This is a genomic window from Nocardioides sp. J9, assembly GCF_007829375.1.
In the GTDB taxonomy this organism is placed as follows: Bacteria; Actinomycetota; Actinomycetes; order Propionibacteriales; family Nocardioidaceae; genus Nocardioides.
In genome coordinates this window covers 1704-20837 of record NZ_VLJQ01000065.1, presented here as the reverse complement: position 1 = coordinate 20837, position 19134 = coordinate 1704, and the positions used below count along the sequence as shown (strand labels likewise).

At 72.7% G+C, this 19134-nt stretch carries 12 protein-coding genes and 1 pseudogene; all 13 read left to right on the top strand.

The annotated features are described in order from the left end of the window. Window positions 1-45 precede the first annotated feature (45 nt). The 13 genes and pseudogenes from L615_RS09150 to L615_RS24725 all read left to right on the top strand — a co-directional run bounded on the left by L615_RS09150 (window position 46) and on the right by L615_RS24725 (window position 19091). Window positions 46-1104, top strand: a complete 1059-nt coding sequence (locus tag L615_RS09150) for a substrate-binding domain-containing protein (RefSeq protein ID WP_232221777.1) — start codon at window positions 46-48, stop codon at window positions 1102-1104. 70 nt (window positions 1105-1174) lie between these two features. Further along, a complete protein-coding gene (locus tag L615_RS09145; RefSeq protein ID WP_222430502.1) occupies window positions 1175-2374 on the top strand; it encodes a Gfo/Idh/MocA family protein in 1200 nt (399 codons plus the stop codon). Then, a complete protein-coding gene (gene xylA, locus L615_RS09140) occupies window positions 2371-3537 on the top strand; it encodes a xylose isomerase (RefSeq protein WP_028655890.1) in 1167 nt (388 codons plus the stop codon). The genes L615_RS09145 and xylA overlap by 4 nt, the downstream gene beginning before the upstream one ends. A gap of 194 nt (window positions 3538-3731) precedes the next feature. Further along, window positions 3732-9812, top strand: coding sequence for a ThuA domain-containing protein (locus L615_RS24140; RefSeq protein WP_186449793.1), 6081 nt, complete (start codon window positions 3732-3734; stop codon window positions 9810-9812). Window positions 9813-10115: 303 nt separating this feature from the next. Beyond that, the gene (locus L615_RS09115) at window positions 10116-11123 is read left to right on the top strand and encodes a sugar phosphate isomerase/epimerase (RefSeq protein WP_145724857.1); all 1008 of its coding nucleotides are present in this window, start codon (window positions 10116-10118) and stop codon (window positions 11121-11123) included. A 25-nt stretch (window positions 11124-11148) separates the two neighbouring features. Further along, on the top strand, window positions 11149-12111 hold the full coding sequence (locus L615_RS09110) for a helix-turn-helix transcriptional regulator (RefSeq protein WP_186449792.1): 963 nt from the start codon (window positions 11149-11151) through the stop codon (window positions 12109-12111). Window positions 12112-12114: 3 nt separating this feature from the next. Further along, a complete protein-coding gene (locus L615_RS09105) occupies window positions 12115-13287 on the top strand; it encodes an inositol-3-phosphate synthase (protein ID WP_145724856.1) in 1173 nt (390 codons plus the stop codon). Continuing rightward, on the top strand, window positions 13284-14165 hold the full coding sequence (locus L615_RS09100) for an SCO3242 family prenyltransferase (protein WP_028655893.1): 882 nt from the start codon (window positions 13284-13286) through the stop codon (window positions 14163-14165). Before L615_RS09105 ends, L615_RS09100 begins: the two co-directional genes overlap by 4 nt. Beyond that, window positions 14162-15028 carry a sugar phosphate isomerase/epimerase gene (locus L615_RS23220; protein ID WP_051485825.1) on the top strand — a complete coding sequence of 289 codons (867 nt, stop codon included), beginning with the start codon at window positions 14162-14164 and terminating at the stop codon, window positions 15026-15028. The genes L615_RS09100 and L615_RS23220 overlap by 4 nt, the downstream gene beginning before the upstream one ends. Continuing rightward, on the top strand, window positions 15025-15663 hold the full coding sequence (locus tag L615_RS23215) for an EboA domain-containing protein (RefSeq protein WP_186449791.1): 639 nt from the start codon (window positions 15025-15027) through the stop codon (window positions 15661-15663). Before L615_RS23220 ends, L615_RS23215 begins: the two co-directional genes overlap by 4 nt. Before the next feature lies 1 nt (window position 15664). Beyond that, entirely contained in the window at window positions 15665-16534 is an 870-nt protein-coding gene (locus tag L615_RS09090) for a TatD family hydrolase (RefSeq protein ID WP_145724855.1), read from the top strand. After that, window positions 16531-17697 carry a metabolite traffic protein EboE gene (eboE, locus tag L615_RS09085; protein WP_145724854.1) on the top strand — a complete coding sequence of 389 codons (1167 nt, stop codon included), beginning with the start codon at window positions 16531-16533 and terminating at the stop codon, window positions 17695-17697. The genes L615_RS09090 and eboE overlap by 4 nt, the downstream gene beginning before the upstream one ends. Window positions 17698-17721: 24 nt before the next feature. Continuing rightward, a pseudogene (locus L615_RS24725) lies at window positions 17722-19091 on the top strand (alkaline phosphatase family protein). Window positions 19092-19134: the final 43 nt, after the last annotated feature.

Sequence of the window (19134 nt, the reverse complement as noted above, 5' to 3'; positions counted from 1 at the left end):
ACCATCCGTCCGAACCGTCATGCACCACCACCCGAGGAGCACCGCATGTCCCTGAAGATGTCCACCGCACGCAAGAAGCTCATGGCAGCACTCGCCGTGGTCGCCGTCGTCGGCCTCAGCGCCTGCACCAGCAACGAGCCCGACGACGCGAACGAGAACCTCGGGGGCGGCACGTCCCAGGCCGAGGAGGGCTCGAACGACGAGGCCGGCGACACCGTCCGCATCGGCTTCTCCGCCCCGGCCGCCGACCACGGCTGGATGGCGTCGATCACCGAGTCGACCCGGACGGTCGCCGACAACTACGAGGACGTCGAGCTGATCGTCGCCGAGGGCACCAACGACCCGCAGGTGCAGATCCAGCAGATCGAGACCTTCATCAACGACAAGGTCGACGCGATCGTGCTGCTGCCCTTCGACGGTGCCGCGCTGACCCCGATCGCGCTCGAGGCGATGGAGGCCGGCATCCCGGTCATCAACGTCGACCGCGAGTTCAACGACCCCAACGCCGCGCGCGTCACCGTGCTCGGTGACAACTACGGCATGGGCGTCTCCGCCGGCGAGTACATCTGCGAGCAGGCCGGCGGCAACAAGGACGCGATCGTCGCCGAGATCGCCGGCATCGACTCGCTGCCGCTCACCCAGGACCGCAGCCGCGGGTTCAAGGACGCGCTCAAGGAGTGCGGCCTCGACGTCGACAACCGCGTCGCCGCGGACTTCACCGTCCAGGGTGGCGAGGAGGCGGCCACCAACCTGCTCCAGGCCGCTCCGAAGATCGACTACCTCTGGAACCACGACGACGACCAGGGTGTCGGCGTCCTCGCGGCCATCGACAACGCCGGCCGCGACGAGTTCGTGATGATCGGCGGTGCCGGGTCGAAGAACGCCATGGAGGCGATCAAGTCCGGTGAGGGCGTCCTCAAGGCGACCGTCATCTACCCGTCGACCCAGGGCGCGGACGGCCTCAAGCTGGCCCGCCTGCTCGCCCAGGACCGGTCGGTCGACGACCTCGTCGAGGTCGAGGTCCCGCGCCTGGTCCAGCTCTACGCCCCGGTCGTCACGGCCGAGAACGTCGACAAGTACCTGCCGACCGCCTTCGAGTCCTGATCCGACGAGCTCTCCCCGGGTCGCGCGGCGCGCGACCCGGGGAGAGCACCTCCAGAAAGTCAGGTGAACCATGGCCAACGCCACCCCCAGCCCCAGCGACCAGGCCGTCGCCCGCATCAACGTCGGCATGGTCGGTCACTCCTTCATGGGTGCCGCCCACTCCCAGGCGTGGCGGTCCGCACCCCGGTTCTTCGACCTCCCCCTGGTCCCCGTGATGCGGGTCCTCGGCGGGCGCGACGCCGCCCGCACCGCTGCCGCGGCCGAGCGGCTCGGCTGGGAGGACCACGTCACCGACTGGCGTGAGCTCGTACGACGCGAGGACGTCGACCTCGTCGACATCTGCACGCCGGGCGACTCCCACGCCGAGATCGCGATCGCGGCGCTGGAGGCCGGCAAGCACGTCCTGTGCGAGAAGCCGCTGGCGAACTCGGTCGCGGAGGCGGAGGAGATGGCGAAGGCCGCCGCGGCCGCCGCGGAGCGCGGCGTGCGCGCCATGGTCGGGTTCACCTACCGCCGGGTCCCGGCGATCGCGCTCGCCCGCCAGCTCGTGGCCGACGGCCGCCYCGGCACCMTCCSCCACGTCCGCGCCCAGTACCTCCAGGACTGGATCGCCGACCCCGAGGCGCCGCTGTCCTGGCGGCTGCAGCGCGAGCGCGCCGGGTCCGGGTCGCTCGGCGACATCGGCGCCCACATCATCGACCTCACCCAGCACATCACCGGCGACACCATCGCCGAGGTCTCCGGCCACCTCGAGACCTTCGTCAAGGAGCGTCCGCTGGCCACCGAGCACGCCGGCCTGTCGGGCACGGCCTCGACGGAGCGCGGCGAGGTCACCGTCGACGACGCAGCCCTGTTCCTGGCCCGCTTCAGCAGCGGGGCGGCCGGCGTGTTCGAGGCCACCCGATTTGCGACCGGACGCAAGAACGCGATCCGGATCGAGGTGAACGGCTCGCTCGGCAGCCTCGCGTTCGACTTCGAGGACATGAACGTCCTGCACTTCTTCGACGCGACGCTGCCCGACGAGGAGGCCGGCTTCCGCCGGATCCTCGTCACCGAGGCGACCCATCCGTGGGTTGCGGCGTGGTGGCCCCCCGGCCACGGCCTCGGCTACGAGCACGGCTTCACCCACCAGGCCGTCGACCTGGTGACCGCCATCGCGAACGGCGTCGAGCCGACGCCCACCTTCGCCGACGGCCTGCAGATCCAGCGCGTCCTCGACGCCGTCGAGACCAGCGCGACGAACCGAACCTGGCAGGAGATCCCCGCATGACCAACGACCCGTACCAGCCCGTCCCCGAGGACAAGTTCTCCTTCGGTCTGTGGACCGTGGGGTGGGAAGGGGTCGACGTCTTCGGGCCGGCCAGCCGCCCGCCCCTCGACCCGATCGAGAGCACCTACAAGCTCGCCGAGCTCGGCGCGGCCGCGGTCACCTTCCACGACGACGACCTGCTGCCCGACGACGCGTCGCGCGACGTGACGCTGAAGAAGTTCGAGCAGGCGCTGAGCGACACCGGCCTGCGCTGCGAGATGGTGACCACCAACCTGTTCGGCCACCCGGTCTTCAAGGAGGGCGGGCTCACCGCCAACGACCGCACCGTGCGGCGCTACGCGACCGCGAAGGTGCTGCGCAACATCGACCTGGCCGCGTCGCTGGGCGCCGAGACCTTCGTGATGTGGGGCGGTCGCGAGGGCGCCGAGCACGGCGCGAGCAAGAGCATCCCGGCCGCGCTCGACCGGATGGCCGAGTCGCTCAACCTGGTCTGCGCCTACGTGAAGGAGCAGGGCTACCAGCTGCGCTTCGCGCTCGAGCCCAAGCCCAACGAGCCGCGCGGCGACATCCTGCTGCCGACCATCGGCCACGCCCTCGCGCTGATCTCCGAGCTCGAGCACCCGGAGATGGTCGGCCTCAACCCCGAGGTCGGCCACGAGGAGATGGCGGGGCTCAACTTCGCGCACGGCATCGCCCAGGCGATGTGGCACGGCAAGCTCTTCCACATCGACCTCAACGGCCAGCACGGGCCGCGCTTCGACCAGGACCTGCGCTTCGGTGCCGGCAACCTGCGCGGGGCGTTCTGGACGGTCGACACCCTCCTCGGTGGCGCCGGCACGGCGCCGTACGACGGCTTCGTGCACTTCGACTTCAAGCCGCCGCGCGCCGAGGCCGTCGACGGCGTGTGGGAGTCGGCGCGGGCGTGCATGCGCAACTACCTCATCCTCCGGGAGCGGGCGTCCGCGTTCCGTGCCGACCCCGACGTGCGGGCCGCGCTCGACGCTGCGCTCGTCGACGAGCTCAGCACCCCGACCCTCGCGCCCGGCGAGGCGCTCGCCGACCTGCGCGACGCCCATTACGACCTCGAGGCCATGAGCGCGCGCAGCGTCGCGATGGAGGCCCTCGACCAGCTGGCGATGGAGCACCTGCTCGGCGTCCGCTGACCCGACCGACCCGACCAACCAGAGAGACCAGGAGAAGGAACCGACCCGACCGACACCGACCCGACCACCCCTCGACCAGCTCGACCCAGACCGACCAGCACCGACCAGCACCACCAGCACCACACCAGGGCCGAACGCCCGGGGACCGCCCCGGAACCGATGGAGCGCACATCCGTCAAACGAAGGGATACGTGATGAAGAACGTCATCACGCGGCTACGGAGAGGCTCGCGCACGACGCTGGGCGCGACCGTCGCCATGATCGTGTCGTTGCCCCTGGGCGCGGCAGCCCTCGCCGGACCCGCCGCAGCGGCACCGGTCGCCGACCGGGCCGCGGCACCTGCGCAGGGCACGTCGGCCCTGAAGGAGGCGGCGCCGCCGAGCAACGCCGTGCCGTGGACGGCCGACAAGGCCGCAGCCGCCGCCGCGGAGGCCGACGAGTTCGACGCGCTCGTCTTCTCCAAGACCGCCGCGTTCCGGCACAGCAGCATCGACGAGGGCGTCGCGGCGATCCAGCAGCTCGGGCTCGAGCACGGCTTCAACGTCACCGCGACCGAGGACAGCACCGTCTTCACCGACGAGAACCTCGAGCAGTACGAGGTCGTCATCTTCCTCTCGACCACCGGCGACGTGCTCAACACCGCCCAGCAGGGCGCGTTCGAGCGCTACATCCAGGCCGGTGGCGGTTACGCAGGCATCCACGCCGCGTCCGACACCGAGTACTCCTGGCCCTGGTACGGCGAGCTGGTCGGCTCCTACTTCGCCAACCACCCGCCGGGCACCCCGACCGCGACCGTCAAGGTCGAGGACCCCGCACACGCCTCCACCGCCGGCATCGCGCCGCTCTGGGAGCGTGTCGACGAGTGGTACAACTTCCAGACGAACCCCCGCGGGAAGGTGCACGTCCTCGCCTCGATGGACGAGTCGACGTACAGCCCCGGCGGCGGCGCGATGGGTGTGGAGCACCCGATCGCCTGGTGCCAGGACTACGACGGCGGCCGCAGCTGGTACACCGGCATGGGCCACACCGAGGAGTCCTTCACCGACGAGACCTTCCTGCAGCACCTGCTCGGCGGCATCCAGACCGCTGCCGGCGTCGTGCCCTCCGACTGCAAGGCCACCCTCGAGCCCAGCTTCGAGAAGGTCGCGCTCGACGAGAACACGTCGAACCCGATGGAGCTCGACATCGCCGACGACGGTCGGGTGTTCTACATCGACCGCAACGGTGCCGTGCGGATCATCCTGCCGAACGGCTCGGTGGTGACCGCGGGCACGATCCCGGTCTACACCGGCCAGGAGTTCGGCCTGCTCGGCATCGCGCTCGACCCGGACTTCGCCTCGAACAACTGGGTCTACCTCTACTACTCGCCGGCCGGGGCCGAGGCCATCGACCGGATCTCGCGGTTCACGATGGACGGCAACACGCTCCAGCTGGACACCGCGACGACGATCCTCGACGTGCCGACGCAGCGCGACCAGTGCTGCCACGCCGGTGGGTCGCTGGAGTTCGACAAGGACGGCAACCTCTACCTGGCGACGGGTGACAACACCAACCCGTTCGACTCGAGCGGCTACACGCCGATCGACGAGCGCCCGGGCCGTGAGGCCTGGGACGCCCAGCGCACGTCCGGCAACACGAACACCCTCAACGGCAAGGTCCTGCGGATCACGCCGCTGCCGGACGGGGGCTACTCGATCCCCGAGGGCAACCTCTTCGACGAGGACGAGGACACCGACAACAAGACGCGGCCCGAGATCTACGCGATGGGCTTCCGCAACCCGTTCCGGATCGGCCTCGACGAGCAGAACAACAACATCCTCGTCGCCGACTACGGCCCGGACGCCGGAACGACCAGCGCCACGCGGGGTCCCAACGGTCGCGTGGAGTGGAACATCCTCGACGAGCCCGGCAACTACGGCTGGCCGTACTGCGTGGGTGACAACACCCCGTACAACGACTACAACTTCGCCAGCAGCACGGCGGGCGCGGCCTTCGACTGCGACAACCCCGTCAACGACTCGCCCAACAACACCGGCCTGACCCAGCTTCCGCCCGCCAAGCCGGCGGTGATGTGGCAGAGCAACAACCCGTCGATCACCGGCACCCCGGAGATCGGGGCCAGCGGTGCGCCGATGACCTCGGGCACCTACGCCTACGACCCCGACCTGGTCTCCGACCGCAAGTGGCCGGAGTACTTCGACCGCAAGGCGATCTGGGCCGACTGGAACAACAGCCGGCTGTTCACCGTGCAGATGAACGGGGACGGGAGCAGCTACACCGACCTGAACCGCTTCCTCCCCAGCCTGCCCATGGTGCGTCCGCACGCCCTGCAGTTCGGGCCGGACGGTGCGCTCTACATGATCGAGTGGGGCAGCGGCTTCAACGGCAACAACACCGACTCCGGCGTCTACCGGATCGACTACGTCGAGGGCAACCGTGCCCCGGTCGCCCGCGCGACGACGGACCGCACCTCGGGTCCGGCGCCGCTGACCGTCCAGTTCGACGGGACCGCCTCGTTCGACCCCGACACCGGCGACTCGACCGGGCTGACCTACGCCTGGGACTTCGACGGCGACGGTGAGGCCGACTCGACCGACCCGACCGGCAGCCACACCTACACCGACCCGGGCAACTACACCGCCCGGCTCACGGTGACCGACGAGGGTGGCCGCACGGGCACGACGAACATCGACATCGTCTCGGGCAACACCGCCCCGACGGTGAAGCTCGTCCTGCCCCTCAACGGCGGGTTCTTCGACTTCGGTGACCACATCGCGTACGAGGTCGAGGTCACCGACCCGGAGGACGGCGAGATCGACTGCGAGCGCGTCGTCGTGCAGCCGGGCCTCGGCCACGACGAGCACTCGCACGACTACGAGCAGTACCACGGCTGCAGCGGCACCTTCCCGCTGCCGGGCGACGCCGGCCACGTCGGCGCCAACATCTTCGGCACGATCAAGGCCACCTACACCGACGACGGCAACGGGGCGGCCGGTCCGCTCATGGGTGTCGACGGCGTCGTGGTGCACACCAAGCACAAGGAGGCCGAGTTCTTCGACGAGACCGGGCGCACCGGCGAGGAGCCGGGCGGCACCCCGGGCGTGGCGACCCAGGCCACCAGCGACACGGGTGGCGGCCAGATGGTCACCGGCGTGGAGACCGGTGACTGGTTCGGCTGGGACGTCATGAACCTGACCGGGATCACTGGCGCGACCCTGCGGGTCGCCTCGAACACCGACGGTGCTGCCTTCGCCATCCGGCAGGGCTCGCCGACCGGCGAGACGATCGGCACCATCGAGGTCCCGAACACCGGTGGGGCGCAGGCCTTCCAGGAGGTCTCGACCGACTTCACCGGTGCCTCGGAGGACGGCGAGCCGCTGTACTTCGTGGCGACGTCGGGTGGCGCGAACGTCAACTGGATCCAGTTCGAGGGTCGCGGCATCACCGACAACCAGCCGCCGGTGGTGTCGATCAGCGCCAGCACCGACCGTGGCCCGGCCCCGCTGCCCGTGCAGTTCACCAGCGAGGTCGAGGACCCGGACGGCGACGACCCGGTCACCTACGAGTGGAGCTTCGGTGACTCGGAGACCTCCACCGAGGAGAACCCGAGCCACACCTTCACCACGCCCGGCAAGTACGTCGTCTCGCTGACCGCGACCGACGCCCGCGGGGCTGCCACCACGAAGACCCTCGAGGTCACCGCCACCGCCGGGTCGGACACCTGCTTCAGCGGCCGCTCCGACGACTTCCTGGGCAACGCCCTCGACACGGACCGCTGGAACCGCAGCGTCCGCGTCGACCAGTCGCTCACGGTGGTGGACGGGTCGCTGAACATCCCGATCACGGCGACGGACATCTACCAGGGGACCAACACCACCCCGAACATCGTGCTGCAGGACCTGCCGGCCGGTGCCTTCGAGGTGACCACGAAGCTCACGCTGCCGGCCGACCGGGCCTACCAGCAGGGCGGACTCGTGGTCTACGGGGACGACGACAACTACCTGAAGCTCGTCTACTCCGGCCGGTCCAACACCGCCAACAAGGCGAACAACGTGGTCCAGTTCGCCAAGGAGGTCGGCGCCACGGCGACCGAGACGAACACGCCCAACCTGGGTGCGGACTTCCCGGACACCGTGTGGCTGCGGATGACCAGCACCGACGGGAACGAGGTCACGGCGTCGTACAGCAGCGACGGTGCGACCTGGACCGAGGTCGCGGGAGTGCGTGACCTGTCCGGCATCAGCAGCCCGAAGGTGGGCCTGCTCGCGCTGGGCAACCAGGCGGGCTCCGTCGGGATCACCGCGGAGTTCGACTACTTCACCATCACCCCCGACGACACGGCCGAGCCGTGCGCCCCGTCGTGCTTCGTCGACACCTTCGACGGCAACATGCTGGGTGGGGACTGGGACGTCGTCCGACCGAGCGGCAACCTCGAGGTGGCCGGTGGCGAGCTGAGCATCCCGCTCGAGGCCACCGACCTCTACCAGAACACGAACAACGCCCGGGACCTGGTCCTCACCGACCTTCCCGACGGACCGTTCGTGGTCACCACCAGGGTCAGCGCCCCGATCAACCGGTCCTACCAGTCCGCGGGCCTGCTGATCTACGGCGACGACGACAACTACATCAAGCACGTGTTCCAGGGTCGCAGCGGCGAGCCGAACTCTGCGTCCAACATCATCCAGACCGCGAAGGAGCTCGACGGCACCGCAGCCGAGACCAACACCCCGTCGCTCGGCGAGGAGTTCCCGAGCACCGTGTGGCTGCGGCTCACCAGCGAGGACGGCGAGCAGGTCATCGGTTCGTACAGCGCCGATGGCGAGACCTGGACGGAGATGCCCGGCGGCTACGACCTGACCGGCATCGACGACCCGCGGGTCGGCCTGCTGGCGGCGGCGAACACCAACGACGGAGCCGGCATCACGGCCAGCTTCGACTGGTTCGCCGTGGGTCCGGAGGCGTGTGGTCCGGACGGCGAGCAGCCGGCTGACACCACCGCGCCGACGACGACCATCACCCTGCCGGACGCGGACGGGGAGGCCGGCTGGCACACCAGCCGTCCCTCGTTCACCCTGGCGGCCACGGACGGCCCCGACGGGTCGGGCGTGGAACTGGTCGAGTACCGCATCGCCGGTGGCGACTGGACCGAGTACACCGACGCCGTCGAGGTGCCTGGTGAGGGCGAGGTCCTGGTCGAGTTCCGGGCGACGGACGCCGCAGGCAACGTCGAGGAGGTCGAGTCCGAGACGGTCAAGGTCGACACGGTCGCTCCGGCCGTGACGGCGGAGGAGGGTGGCGACAAGCCGAAGACCCTCACCCTGACCGCCACCGACGCGACGTCCGGTCTCGACCGGATCGAGTACCAGGTGGACGGCGACGCGGAGTGGTCGACCTACTCCTCGCCGCTGTCCTTCGACAGTGGGACCCACGTCGTGCGCTACCGCGCGGTCGACGTGGCGGGCAACGTCTCGGCGGAGGGCACCTCCACCGTCGAGGTCGGCGCCGGTACCACCCCGTCGGTCACCATCACCACGTCCCCGGCGGTGCCGGACGGCCGCCGCGGCTGGTTCAAGGGCCCGGTCACCGTCAGCGTCGCCGGGAGCGGCGGGGTCGGCGACCTGGTCGTGGAGTACCGCATCGACAACGGCCCCTGGACCACCTACACCGCCCCGGTGAAGGTGACAAAGCAGAAGGTCACGCGGGTCCAGGCCCGTGCCCGTGACGAGGACGGCAACGTGTCGCCGATCAAGACCCTGACGGTCAAGATCGACCGCACCGCGCCGCAGGTGAAGGTGACCGGGATCAAGAACGGGGCGCGACTGAGCCCCGCCGCGGTCAAGAACGCCCGGATCACCATCACCGAGCCGGCCTCGAGCGTCGCCACCCGCAAGATCCGCCTGGACGGCAAGGCCGTCGGCCTCCGCCCGCGGATCGACGCGATGGTGCTCCGCACCGGCAAGCACCGCCTCGTGGTCACGGTCGTCGACGCTGCTGGCAACCAGCGCAAGAAGACGGTCACCTTCACGGTGGTCGCCTCCTACGCCAACGGCAAGCAGCTGGTGAACCGGCTCGACCGGGAGAACAAGGTGGGTGCCCGACTGGCCGGCCAGCTCAAGAGCGCACTGGCCACCGCCCAGCGGGCTGACCGGCGCGGCCAGGACCGCCAGGCCGTCCGGTCCCTCACCCGGGTGCAGACCCTCGCCAACGGCGTGCGCAACGCCAAGGCGAAGGCCGCACTCAAGGACCTCGCCCGCCGCCTGAAGGCCCAGCTCTAGGGCGCCGGCAGAGGAGAGGAGGACGTTCGGATGGGGATGCCCGGCCACGCCGTACCGCTCGGTGCGGCAGCCGACCGCACGCAGGTTCGGCCCTGCGTGACGGCCGGTGGCCGGCTCCCCGTCCCGGACGGGGGAGCGGGACCGCGAGGCTCCGCTCCCCGCGCGCCGGTGCCGGGGCTGTGCGCTCCGCCCCGGCACCGGCTCGCACCGGCCACCAGGCCGACCCAGGACCACCCGTAGGACCCACCGACGTCCGCCGCTGGACGACCAGCTGGACGAACAGCACCGACAAAGGAGCACGCAATGGCACGCCCGATCACCCTCTTCACCGGCCAGTGGGCCGACCTGCCCTTCGAGGACGTCTGCAGACTCGCCTCCGGGTGGGGGTACGACGGCCTCGAGATCGCCTGCTGGGGTGACCACCTCGACGTGTGGCGAGCAGCCGAGGACGACGCCTACGTCCAGGAGAAGCTCGACCTGCTCGAGAAGTACGACCTCAAGACGTGGACCATCTCCAACCACCTCACCGGGCAGGCCGTCTGCGACGACCCGATCGACGAGCGCCACCACGGGATCCTGTCCGAGCGGATCTGGGGCGACGGGGACGCCGAGGGCGTGCGGCAGCGTGCGGCCGAGGAGATGAAGATGACCGCCCGCGCCGCCCAGCGCCTGGGCGTGAGCACCGTCGTCGGGTTCACCGGCTCGGCGATCTGGAAGTACGTCGCGATGTTCCCGCCGGCCACCGAGGAGATGGTCGCCGCGGGCTACCGCGACTTCGCCGACCGCTGGAACCCCATCCTCGACGTCTTCGACGAGGTCGGCGTCCGCTTCGCCCACGAGGTGCACCCCTCGGAGATCGCCTACGACTACTGGACCACCGTCCAGACCCTCGAGGCGATCGGCCACCGGGAGGCCTTCGGGCTCAACTGGGACCCGTCGCACTTCGTGTGGCAGGACCTCGACCCGGTGGGCTTCCTGTGGGACTTCAAGGACCGGATCTACCACGTCGACTGCAAGGACGCGAAGCGCCAGGTCGGCAACGGCCGCAACGGCCGCATGGGCTCGCACCTGCCGTGGGCGGACCCGCGCCGCGGCTGGGACTTCGTCTCCACCGGGCACGGTGACGTCCCGTGGGAGGCGTCCTTCCGGATGCTCAACACCATCGGGTACGACGGCCCGATCTCCGTCGAGTGGGAGGACGCCGGCATGGACCGGCTCGTCGGGGCGCCCGAGGCGCTCGAGTTCGTCCGCCGGCTCGCCTTCGACCCGCCGAGCGCGGCGTTCGACGCGGCGTTCTCGACCTCCTCGTGAGGCCGCGGTGAGCCAGGGCGGTCAGGTGCGTGGCCCGCGGTCCGGCGTACCGCTGGACCTGCGGGCGCGCCGTGGCGAGCTCCGGCTCACCCCGCGGGAGGTGGCGGCCGCGCTCGGCGTGCACACCGCCACCGTGCTGCGGTGGGAGCGGGGCGAGCGGCTCCCCGGGCCGGACGTCATCGCCGCCCTGGCCGGCGTCCTGGCCACCGACCGGGCCGCCGTGGTGGCCTTCTTCGACGCGCACCGCCCACCGCCCCGCCCCGGCACCCGGGTGCGGGCCACCGGGCTGCGCACCCTGCGCCACCGGCGCGGCTGGACCGCGGCGCACGTCGCCGCCGGGCTGGGCGTGCCGGTGGCCACCGTCTTCAACTGGGAGGCCGGCCGCGCCGGCATGCCGCTCGAGCTGCTGCCGCGGCTGGCCTCCCTGATCGGCGCCCCCGCCGGCAGCGTCACGCCGCGCGAGCTCCGCGCTCTGCTCGCCGCGCACCAGCCGCGGCGCAGCAGGCACAGCGGGCCGCTGCAGCGGGCCCGCGCCCGGCGCGGCCTCACCCAGGCCCGCCTCGCCGACCACCTCGGCGTCTCGCGGCACCTCGTCGGAGCGTGGGAGCGCGGCCGCGCGCCCCGCCTGGCCCACCAGCGCCGGCTCGCCGAGGTGCTCGGCACCGACGTCGCCACGGTGAGCGCCTGGTTCGCGACCACCCCGCCGCTCGGCCTGCGCCCCGCCGCCTGGCGGCCGGGCGACCTGCCGCAGGTGCTGCGCGACCTGCGTGCCTGGAGCGGGCTCACCCAGCGCGACGTCGCGCGCCACTGCGGCCGCTCGACGTCCGCGGTCCGCAGCTGGGAGGCCGGGCGCAAGGTGCCGCCCGCCGCCCAGCGCGCCGCCCTCGCCGCGCTCTACCGACTTCCCGCCGGCGCCCTCGACGCCGCGATCCCCGGCCGGTCCCGGCCGACCCCCGTGGTGCGTCGCACCACCCGAGCAGCAAGGTGACCCATGCAGAACACCCCCAACCCTGACCACGAGCGCGGCACCGACGTCCGCGACCGGCGTGGTGGTGGCACCGGCGTGTGGTTCGTCGGCGCGGGCGGCTCGGTGGCGACCACCGCGGTCGTCGGCGCGCTCGGCGTCAGCCACGGCCTCGTGCCGACCACCGGCCTGGTCACCGAGCTGCCCGAGCTCGCACCCGACGGCCTCGTCGGGATCGCGGACCTCTTCTTCGGCGGGCACGAGCTCGGCTCCGGGTCGATGGCGAAGAAGGCGGAGGCGCTGGTCAGCGCCGGGGTCCTGCCCGCCGGGGTCCTCGGAGCCGTCGCGGCCGACCTCGCCACCGTCGACGCCGAGGTGCGGCCGGGGTACGTCGTGGGGGAGGAGCCCGTCGCCGTGGCGGTCGAGCGCCTCGCCGGCGACATCACCGCGTTCGCGCACAAGCACCAGCTGGACCGGGTCGTGGTGGTCGACGTCGCCAGCACCCAACCGCCCGTCGACGACCCCGACGCGGTCACCGCCGTCGACGACGCGCTGCCGGTCACCGCGGTCTACGCCCTCGCCGCGTTCCGCGCCGGCGCGCCGTACGTCTCCTTCACCCCGAGCCCGTGCCTGCGCCTGCCGGTCGTCGTCGACGCCGCGGCGCGCAGCGGCCTGCCGTACGCCGGGTGCGACGGCAAGACCGGGGAGACGCTGGTGAAGTCCGCGCTCGCGCCGATGTTCGCCACCCGGGCGCTGGCGCTGCAGTCGTGGACGTCGGTCAACCTGCTCGGCGGCGGCGACGGCGCGACCCTCGCCGACCCCGAGGCTGCCCGCAGCAAGACCGCCACGAAGCGCAGCGGGCTCGACGCCATCGTCGGGCACGCCGTGCCGGGACCGATGCACATCGACCAGGTCGAGGACCTCGGCGAGTGGAAGACGGCGTGGGACCACGTCCGCTTCGACGGCTTCCTCGGCGCCCGGATGACGCTGCAGTTCACCTGGCAGGGCTGCGACTCGGCGCTCGCCGCGCCACTCGTGCTCGACCTCGTCCGGCTCGTCTCGGCCGCGCACGCCGCCGGCCGGTCCGGCCCGCTGCCCGAGCTCGCGTTCTTCTTCAAGGACCCCGTCGGCGCGAGCGAGCACCGCCTCGCCGAGCAGTGGCACACCCTCGTCGCCTGGCGCCGGGAGCTGGCCGCATGACCGGGGCCCCCGCCGTGCGCGACCTCACCGAGCTGGTGCGGGCACCGGCGGCGCTGACGGTGCCCGGTGACGCGTGGTCCGGTGCCGCCTGGGCGGGGGCAGGGGGTACGACGGCAGCGCTCATGCCGCTGGGCTCGGTCTGCCTCTACTGGTCCGGCATGGCACTCAACGACTGGGCGGACCGCGAGGTCGACGCGGTCGAGCGGCCCGAGCGGGTCATCCCCTCCGGACGCGTGGGTGCCGGCACGGCCCTCGGCGTCGCGGTGGGCCTCGGCGCCGCCGGGGTGGCCCTGACGGCCGCCGCGGGCGGTCGCCGCGCGCTGCGGCTGAGCGTCCCGCTCGCCGTTCTCGTCGCGGCCTACGACGTGGTGGCCAAGGACTCGCCCGCCGGTCCGGCTGTGATGGCCTCGACCCGCGGCCTCGACGTGCTGCTCGGCGCGGCGACCTCACCGGCCGCTGCCGCCGCCCCCGCCGCCGCTGTCGCCGTCCACACCGCCGGTGTCACGCTGCTCAGCCGCGGCGAGGTGCACGGCACCCGCCGTACCTCCGCCGTCGCAGCGATGGCCGCGACCGGCGCCGCCGCAGCGATCGCGTGGACCGCGGTCCGGCGCGACCCCGCCGTGCCCGCCGCCCACCGCTGGGCGGCCACCGCGTTCGCGCTGCTCTACGCCGCCCGGGTCGGCACCGCCCAGGCCCGTGCGGCGGCCACCCCGGACGACGCGGGCCGGGTCCGTGCCGCGACCGGCACGGGCATCGGCGGGCTCACCCTCCTGCAGGCGGCCTGCCTGGCCGGCCGTGGCCGCGTCCTCCCCGCGGCCACGGTCGCCGGTGCCGGCCCGCTGCTGCGCCGGCTCGCCCGGGTGGTGAGCCCGACGTGAGCGTGCGCCTCGGCTACGGCCTCAACGGCTTCGCCGGCCACCGGCTCGCCGACGCCTGCGCCGTCGTGGCCGGGCTCGGCTACGAGGGGGTCGGCCTGACCCTCGACCAGCCGCACCTCGACCCCTTCGGTGACCTGCCCGGCCAGGTCGCGCACGCCCGCCGCTGCCTCGAGGTGCACGACCTCGCCTCGGTCGTGGAGACCGGCTCGCGCTACGTGCTCGACCCCTGGCACAAGCACGAGCCGACGCTGGTCAGCGACGAGGGCCGGGAGCGTCGTACCGACCTGCTGCTGCGTGCGGTCCGCATCGCCGCCGAGCTCGGCTCGGAGGCGGTGTCGTGCTGGTCGGGCACGGCGCCCGCCGGCGTCGGTGCGGCGGAGCTGTGGCGCCGCGTCCTCGACGGCCTCGGCCCGGTGGTCGACGCGGCCGCCGCGCTCGGTGTCGTGCTCTGCGTCGAGCCCGAGCCCGGCATGTTCCTCGCCACCCTCGACGACGTGCTCGAGCTCCGGCAACGCCTCGGCGCGCCCGAGCACCTGCGGGTCACCCTCGACCTCGGCCACCTGGTCTGCAACGAGCCCCGCCCGCCGGCCGACACGGTGCGCCGTGCCGGGCCGCTGCTGGCCAACGTGCAGGTCGACGACATGGTGCGCGACGTCCACGAGCACCTCGAGCTCGGCCACGGCGAGCTCGACCTCGACGCCGTGCTCGCCGCCCTCGTCGAGGTCGGGTACGCCGGCCTGGCCTGCGTCGAGCTGCCCCGCCACTCGCACGCGGCCCCCGCCGTGGCCGCGTCGACCATGTCCGCCCTGCGCGCCTCGCTCGACCGGCTCGGCGCCACCACCCCGGCAGGAGGAGCCCGATGACGTCCACCCCGCTCCTGGTCCCCGCCGACCGGCTGCGCTCGGCCCTGCCGCCCGCCGCCGTCGCCGCCCTCGACGAGATGGCCGCCCGGGTCGCGGCCGACCCGCGCACCCTCGGCCGGGTCTTCCCCGCCGCGGCCCGGCGCACGGCCCGGGGCGACCTCGGCGAGGGCGGTCCGCGGATCGAGGACGCCGTCCGGGTCGAGCTCGTGGTGCGGGCCGCCGCGGCGCTCGGCCCCGAGGAGGTCGGCGCCGAGCTGGAGCAGCTCTACCGCTACGGCGACGCCGACGAGAAGCGGGCGGTGCTGCTGGCCCTGTCCGTGCTCGACGGGCAGGTCGACGGGCGCGAGGTGCTGCTCGACGCGCTGCGGACCAACGACGTCCGCCTCGTCGCGGCGGCGATGGGCCCGCACGCCCGCACCCTCTCCGACCACGAGTGGCGCCACGGCGTGCTCAAGTGCCTGTTCGTCGGGGTTCCCCTCGCCGAGGTGGCCGACCTCGACACCCGCGCCGACGCCGAGCTCGTCGCGATGGTCCGGCGCTACGCCGACGAACGACGGGCGGCGGGACGGCCGGTGCCGGAGGACGCCACGTCCCTGCTCGCCCGCACCGACACCACCACCGGCCAGGAGGGCTGAGATGCGCATCTTCGATCCCCACATCCACATGACGTCGCGCACGACCGACGACTACGAGCGGATGCACGCGGCCGGCGTACGCGCGCTGGTGGAGCCGGCGTTCTGGCTCGGCCAGCCCCGCACCCACGTCGCGTCCTTCGTCGACTACTTCGACGCGCTCGTCGGCTGGGAGCGCTTCCGGGCCGCGCAGTTCGGGATCGTGCACCACTGCACGATCGCGCTCAACCCCAAGGAGGCGAACGACCCGCGCTGCACCGAGGTGCTCGACGTGCTGCCGCGCTACCTCGCGAAGGACGGCGTGGTCGCGGTGGGCGAGATCGGCTTCGACTCGATGACCACCGAGGAGGAGAAGGCGTTCGTGCGCCAGCTCGAGCTCGCCGTCGAGTTCGAGCTCCCCGCGTTGGTGCACACACCGCACCGCGACAAGGAGGCCGGCACCCGGCGGACCCTCGAGCTCGTGGAGGCCTCCGGCATCGGCGCGCACCGCGTCGTCGTGGACCACCTCAACGAGATGACGGTCGGCGCCGTGGCCGACAGCGGTTGCTGGATGGGCTTCTCGATCTACCCCGACACCAAGATGGACGAGCACCGCATGGTGCGGATCCTCCAGGAGCGCGGGCTGGAGCGGGTGCTGGTCAACTCCGCCGCCGACTGGGGCCGCAGCGACCCGCTCAAGACCGCGAAGACCGGGCAGGCGATGCTCGACGCCGGGTTCAGCGAGGACGACGTCGACCGCGTGCTGTGGCGCAACCCCGTCGAGTTCTTCGGGCAGAGCGGCCGGCTCCTCCTCGACCAGGTCGACGCGGAGCCGGACCTCGCCCGGACCTTCCAGGGCAACTCCGTGCTCCGCGGGCCGAGGGCCGACGCATGAGGTACCAGCACCCCGACGGGTCGCTCGTGCACCTCGCCTACGGCACCAACGTGCTGCCGGCGCAGGACGTCGACGGCATCGCCGCCCAGGCGACGACCTTCGGCGAGCAGCTGCGACGGCGGCTCGGCGTCGACCGCGTCGGGCTGGGCATGTGGCTGCCCGCGGTCGCCGCCCACCGCCTCGCCGCCGACCCGGCCGAGCTGCAGCGCCTCCGCAAGATCCTCGACCACCACGGGGTCGAGGTGGTCACCCTCAACGCCTTCCCGTACGCCGACTTCCAGGGCGAGGTCGTGAAGAAGGCGGTCTACCACCCGACGTGGAGCGAGCGGGACCGCCTCGACCACACCCTCGCCGCGGCGCGCGTGCTCGCCGGGCTGCTGCCCGACGACGTCGCGCAGGGCTCGATCTCCTCGCTCCCGCTCGGCTGGCACGCGCCCTGGCTGGCCGACCGGCAGCACGCGGCGGAGGACCACCTCGCCGAGCTGGCCGAGGGCCTGGCCGCGCTCGCCGGGGAGACCGGGCGCACCGTCCGGGTCGGCCTCGAGCCGGAGCCGGGCTGCGTCATCGAGACCACCGCCGAGGCCGTGGCCCGGCTCGGTGCCGTGGACCGCGACTGGGTCGGCGTGTGCCTCGACCTGTGCCACCTCGCCGTCGGGTTCGAGTCGGCCGAGGACGCCCTGGCCAGCCTCGACCAGGCCGGCCTGCGCGTCGTGAAGGCCCAGCCGGCCGCCGCGCTGGTCGTCGACGACCCGGCCGACGTCGCGGCGCGCACCGCCCTGTCGTCGTACGCCGAGGACCGCTTCCTGCACCAGGTCCGGCAGCAGGCGGGTGCGCGGCTGGTCGGTCGCGACGACCTGCCCGAGGCGCTCGACGGCCGGCGGGCGCTGCGCACCGGCACCCCGTGGCGGGTGCACTTCCACGTCCCGGTGCACGCGGACCCGACCCCGCCGCTGCGCAACAGCCGCGACGACCTGTCCGCCTCGCTGGCCGCGCTGGTCGGTGGTCCCCGCGCCCGGGTCCACCACCTCGAGGTCGAGACCTACACCTGGTCGGTGCTCCCCGGCGGCCAGCCCGACGGCGACGCCGCGCTCGCGGAGGGCATGGCCGCGGAGCTGGGCTGGGTCCACCGCGAGCTCGTCGGCCTCGGCCTCACCCCCTGCTGAGCACCCACCCACCCGGAGGACCCCATGGACCAGCTGCTCGTCGTCGACCTCGTCGGCCTCACCCCCGACCTGCTCCAGCACATGCCGCGGCTGCGGCGCCTGGCCGAGCGGGGCTCGTCCGCCCCGCTGGACCCCGTCCTGCCGGCCGTCACCTGCTCGGTCCAGTCGACCTTCCTGACCGGCCTGCCGCCGTCGGAGCACGGCATCGTGGGCAACGGCTGGTACTTCCGCGACCTCGGCGAGGTCCACCTCTGGCGCCAGCACAACCGCCTGGTCGCGGGGGAGAAGGTGTGGGAGACGGTGCGCCGGCACGTGCCCGACTACACCGTGGCGAACGTGTGCTGGTGGTACGCCATGGGCGCGACGACCGACTGGACCGTCACGCCGCGGCCGATCTACTACGCCGACGGCAAGAAGGCGCCGGACTGCTACACGCGCCCGGTCGGGTTGCACGACGAGCTGGTGGACGAGCTCGGCCCGTTCCCGCTGTTCCAGTACTGGGGGCCGACCGCGTCGATCCGCTCCACCGAGTGGATCGTCGGCGCGACCCGACCCTGGCCTACCTGCCGCACCTCGACTACGACCTCCAGCGCTACGGACCGGACTCCCCGCAGGCGAGGAAGGCCGCGCGGGACGTCGACACCGCGCTCTCGCCGCTGCTCATGGACGCCGAGCTGCTCGGAGCCCGCGTCGTCGTGCTGTCCGAGTATGGCATCACCCGGGCCGACACCCCCGTCGACGTCAACCGCGCCCTGCGGGCCGCGCACCTGCTGGAAGTCTACACGCAGGACGGGATGGAGTACCTCGACCCGTGGACCTCGCGGGCGTTCGCCGTCGCCGACCACCAGGTCGCGCACGTCTACGTCGCGGATCCTGCCGACCTCGAGCGGGTGCGGGAGATCTGCGCGGACCTGCCCGGCGTCGCGGAGGTGCTCGACCGGACCGGCCAGGCGGCGTACGGCCTCGACCACGAGCGGGCCGGCGAGCTGGTGCTCGTCGCGGAGCCGACGGCCTGGTTCACCTACTACTACTGGGAGGACGACGCCCGCGCACCCGACTTCGCCCGCGGCGTCGAGATCCACCGCAAGCCGGGCTACGACCCCGCCGAGCTCTTCTTCGACCCGGACGACCGGCTGGTCAAGGCCCGGGCCGCGCTCACCCTGGCCCGCAAGGCCGCCGGGCTGCGGTACTCCATGAAGGTCGTCCCGCTCGACCCTGCACCGGTGCGCGGCACGCACGGCCGGCTCCCCGCGCGCGACGAGGAGGGGCCGATGGTGATCTGCGACCAGCCCGGCGTGCTGGGCGACCGGGTCGCCGCGCAGGACGTGCGGGACCTGCTGCTCGACCTCGTCGGCGTCGGTGCCGGACGAGCAGTGGGGTCGACGGTGCCGTGATGGACCCCGCGCTCCTGCTCGACCGCGTGCGCGAGCGGCTGCG

Coding starts and splice junctions, on each gene's coding strand:
- L615_RS09150 (WP_232221777.1), top strand. CDS start 46: ATGTCCCTGAAGATGTCCACCGCACGCAAGAAGCTCATGGCAGCACTC.
- L615_RS24140 (WP_186449793.1), top strand. CDS start 3,732: ATGAAGAACGTCATCACGCGGCTACGGAGAGGCTCGCGCACGACGCTG.
- L615_RS09100 (WP_028655893.1), top strand. CDS start 13,284: ATGACCGGGGCCCCCGCCGTGCGCGACCTCACCGAGCTGGTGCGGGCA.
- L615_RS09105 (WP_145724856.1), top strand. CDS start 12,115: ATGCAGAACACCCCCAACCCTGACCACGAGCGCGGCACCGACGTCCGC.
- L615_RS09090 (WP_145724855.1), top strand. CDS start 15,665: ATGCGCATCTTCGATCCCCACATCCACATGACGTCGCGCACGACCGAC.
- L615_RS23215 (WP_186449791.1), top strand. CDS start 15,025: ATGACGTCCACCCCGCTCCTGGTCCCCGCCGACCGGCTGCGCTCGGCC.
- eboE (WP_145724854.1), top strand. CDS start 16,531: ATGAGGTACCAGCACCCCGACGGGTCGCTCGTGCACCTCGCCTACGGC.
- xylA (WP_028655890.1), top strand. CDS start 2,371: ATGACCAACGACCCGTACCAGCCCGTCCCCGAGGACAAGTTCTCCTTC.
- L615_RS09115 (WP_145724857.1), top strand. CDS start 10,116: ATGGCACGCCCGATCACCCTCTTCACCGGCCAGTGGGCCGACCTGCCC.